The sequence below is a fragment of the Planomonospora algeriensis genome, assembly GCF_977012225.1.
In genome coordinates this window covers 1-3,170 of the sequence record NZ_CDRNDK010000602.1, presented here as the reverse complement: position 1 = coordinate 3,170, position 3,170 = coordinate 1, and the positions used below count along the sequence as shown (strand labels likewise).

General features: G+C 73.4%; 3 protein-coding genes. All 3 read left to right on the top strand.

Annotated elements, in window-relative coordinates; all coding sequences use genetic code 11:
• The first annotated feature begins 109 nt into the window (after positions 1–109).
• The 3 genes from ACWJ6R_RS33155 to ACWJ6R_RS33145 all read left to right on the top strand — a co-directional run bounded on the left by ACWJ6R_RS33155 (position 110) and on the right by ACWJ6R_RS33145 (position 2,808).
• The gene (locus ACWJ6R_RS33155) at positions 110–742 is read left to right on the top strand and encodes an aggregation-promoting factor C-terminal-like domain-containing protein (RefSeq protein WP_449066003.1); all 633 of its coding nucleotides are present in this window, start codon (positions 110–112) and stop codon (positions 740–742) included.
• A gap of 96 nt (positions 743–838) precedes the next feature.
• On the top strand, positions 839–2,521 hold the full coding sequence (locus ACWJ6R_RS33150) for a glycosyltransferase family 2 protein (RefSeq protein WP_449066002.1): 1,683 nt from the start codon (positions 839–841) through the stop codon (positions 2,519–2,521).
• Positions 2,518–2,808, top strand: a complete 291-nt coding sequence (locus ACWJ6R_RS33145) for a hypothetical protein (protein ID WP_449066001.1) — start codon at positions 2,518–2,520, stop codon at positions 2,806–2,808. The genes ACWJ6R_RS33150 and ACWJ6R_RS33145 overlap by 4 nt, the downstream gene beginning before the upstream one ends.
• The last annotated feature ends 362 nt before the right edge of the window (positions 2,809–3,170 follow it).

Genomic DNA, 3,170 nt, shown 5'->3' with positions numbered 1-3,170 from the left:
TGGCGCGTCCGCGGAGGGCGAGCCGCCCAGGAGCGGGAGGCGGGGAGGGCCGACGCCCGGAAGCGGGAAGCGCGGGGGACTCACGCCCGGGAGCGGGAAGCGCGGCGGGCTGACGCCCAAGCGCGTCACCGTCATCGCGGCGGTGACCGTGGTCCTCGTCGGAGGCGGGGCCTACACCGCGCACACCGCGATCCAGAACGCCTCCGCCCCCACGCAGGAGCCGATCGCCCTGGACGAACTGGCCAGGGCGCTCGGCGGTGACCCGTTCGGGCCCGACCCCGAGGCCGACGCCCTGAAGGCACAGGCGGCCCAGGCGCTCAAGGAGGACGCGCTCCGGCGCAAGCGCGAGGGCCGGGAGCCGCTCGACCACATCAAGATCGTCAAAGAGGCGCCGGGCGGCGGCGGGTTCGACCCCAAGCAGCTCCCGGCGGGCACCGCGAACCCGACCGGCAACAAGGCCCTGGGCAAGCAGATGCTGGAGGCCCGCGGCTGGGGCGACCAGTGGGGCTGCCTGGAGAAGCTCTGGATGAAGGAGAGCGGCTGGAACGAGCGGGCGATGAACCGCTCCAGCGGCGCCTACGGCATCCCCCAGTCGCTGCCCGGCCACAAGATGGCCAGCGCCGGCGCCGACTGGCAGACCAACCCCGCCACCCAGATCGAGTGGGGGCTGAGCTACATCAAGGGCCGGTACGGCAGCCCCTGCGGAGCGTGGGGCCATTCCCAGGCCAAGGGCTGGTACTGACGCGCGGGACCACCGCCAGGCCAAGGGCCGGTACTGAAACGCCAGAAAGCGGCACGTCTGACCGGCCAGGGGCGGTAAGCGCCGCATCCTGGCCGCATGGGTGTGAAGGTCAGCGTGGTGGTGCCGGTCCGCAACCCCGGTGATACCGCCAACGCGTGTATCCACTCGGCGGTCGAGCAGTCGATGTCCCCGGAGGAGTTCGAGGTCATCTTCGCCGACGACGGGTCGGACGACGGGACCCGGCAGCGGCTGGCCATGGTGGCCGGAGCCTGGCCGAACGTCCGCGTGCTCCACCTTCCGCCCACCGGCTCGCCGATGCGCGGCCGCAACGCCGCCCTGGAGGTCGCCAAGGGCGAGTACGTCTACCTGATGGGCCAGACGGACCGCCTGGAGCGCACGGCCCTGGAGCGGATGTACGAGCGCGCGATGGCGACCGACGCCGACATCCTCATCGGCCGGCTGGAGGGGGGCGACGGCCCGCCGCCGAGGGCGTTCGACACCGACCGGGAGCGCGCCGACGTCCTCACCGACGGACTGCTCTCCCTGCTCACCCCGCACAAGCTCTACCGCAGGGCGTTCCTGGCGACCGAGCGGCTCGCCTTCCCAGAGCCCGGCGGGATCCTGTCGGAGCAGGCCTTCGCCGTCCGGGCCTACCTGCGGGCGGAGAACATCACCGTCATGGCCGGCGAGGTCTGCTGCCACCTCGGGGAGCGGCCGGAGCCGCCGGTCCCCCCGGCCGTCCAGGCGGCGGAGCTGCGCGCGCTGCTCGACGCCGTCGACGAGGCCGTGCCCGACGGGCGCAGGCGCGACCGCATGTACGCGCACTGGTTCCGCACCGCGATCCTGCCGCAGCTCGGCGGAGACGTCTTCAGCCTGTCCTCGCGGGAGCGGTCCGCCACCTTCACCGCGCTGCGGGAACTGGTCCTGACGCGCTTCCCCGAGCGGCTCGACGACCGCCTCCCCGTCCACCTGCGCATGCGCGCGGCGCTGCTGCGCGCCGGGCGGCCCGACCAGCTCGTCATGCTCTCGCAGGCCACCCGCGAGACGCACCTGAAGGCCGACCTGAAGGAGCTCGCCTGGAACGGCGGCCTGCTGGAGCTGGGCATCACGATGGAGCTGATGTGGACCGGCGACACCCCCACCTGCTTCGTCCCGCACGGCGACCGCCTGCTCTGGAAGCCGCCGATCCCGCTGGAGGGGCTCGGCTCCCTCGACCGGGTGGCCGACGTCACCGAGGCGGTGGCCGCCGCCGGGTTCGACGCCTACCTCCGGCACCGCGACACCGGCATGGTCCACATGATCCCGGTGACGTGCTCGGTGGTCCGCCTCCGGCACCGCGACCGGATGCGGGTGCAGGTCACCGGGACGGCCTCGTTCGACGTCACCTCCACCTTCCTCGGCCAGCCGCTGCCGTCCGGGTTCTGGGAGATCCACGTCCGCATGTACGGCGGGCCGCACCGGGCCCGAGCCCGCGTGACCGGGGAGCCGTTCGAGCACTCGGGCGCGCTGGCCGACTACCCCGCCCGGCCGGTCGTCCCCTGGTGGTGCGACGAGGGGCTGCCCGGCGTCTGCGTGGAGCCCCGGCTCCTGTCCGACGCGATCACCCTCGTCTCGCAGGACACCGTGAGCGTGCGCCGCCGCGACCACGTCTTCTTCGTCGTGCCCGTGCCGTACCTGCCGGAGGGGGGCGGGCCCCCCGGCGAGCTGGTGCTGCGCAGGGCGGGCGGGCGGCGGGAGATCTCCGTGCCGGCCCTGGTCGAGCCGGGCGAGCCGGCATGATCGGCGGGAGGCTGGTCGCCAAGGTCCCGACCAGGCGGCTGCCCCAGCGCGACCTGCTGGTCCCCGGCCGCTGGACGCCCTTCCTGCGGATGGACGGCCAGGAGGTCGGACTCCGCTTCCGGGTGCGGATGAACCGCCTCGGCGGGGTGGAGGTCCACCCAGCCGCCGCGGCGCATCTCCCCGAACGGCGCTACCCGCTGCTGCGGCGCATCGCGACGCGCATCCCGGGGGCCCGCAACATGATGCGGTTCACCCGCACCCTGCAGCGGCGCTACCTGCCCGGCTGACAGTCGTTCGCGAGGTCGCCGCCCGCCGGGCGGGGCAGGGTGGCGCGCGGTCGCGGTGGAGTGGCGGGCTCTGCCGCCGCTCCACCCATCCCTCCAGGGCCTCGAACGCGCTCCGGAAGCAGGGCAGGATCGGGCGGATCCGGAGTCCCGGTCGGAGTGCGGGTCGGAGTCCCATCAGATCCTCCCGAGGGGACCGTCGCCTTTAGGTGACGGGGGAATCGGGAGCGGGAGGGCCGCCGAGGCCCGAGCGTGTCCTGACCCGTCTGGTCTACGCATCATGAATGTCCTTCCCGGTTTTGTCGGCGCTAGCCGATATCGTGGTGTTATCGTTACCGAACGTGAGGGGAGGTGGGTGTGCGCAG

Coding starts and splice junctions, on each gene's coding strand:
- ACWJ6R_RS33150 (WP_449066002.1), top strand. CDS start 839: ATGGGTGTGAAGGTCAGCGTGGTGGTGCCGGTCCGCAACCCCGGTGAT.
- ACWJ6R_RS33145 (WP_449066001.1), top strand. CDS start 2,518: ATGATCGGCGGGAGGCTGGTCGCCAAGGTCCCGACCAGGCGGCTGCCC.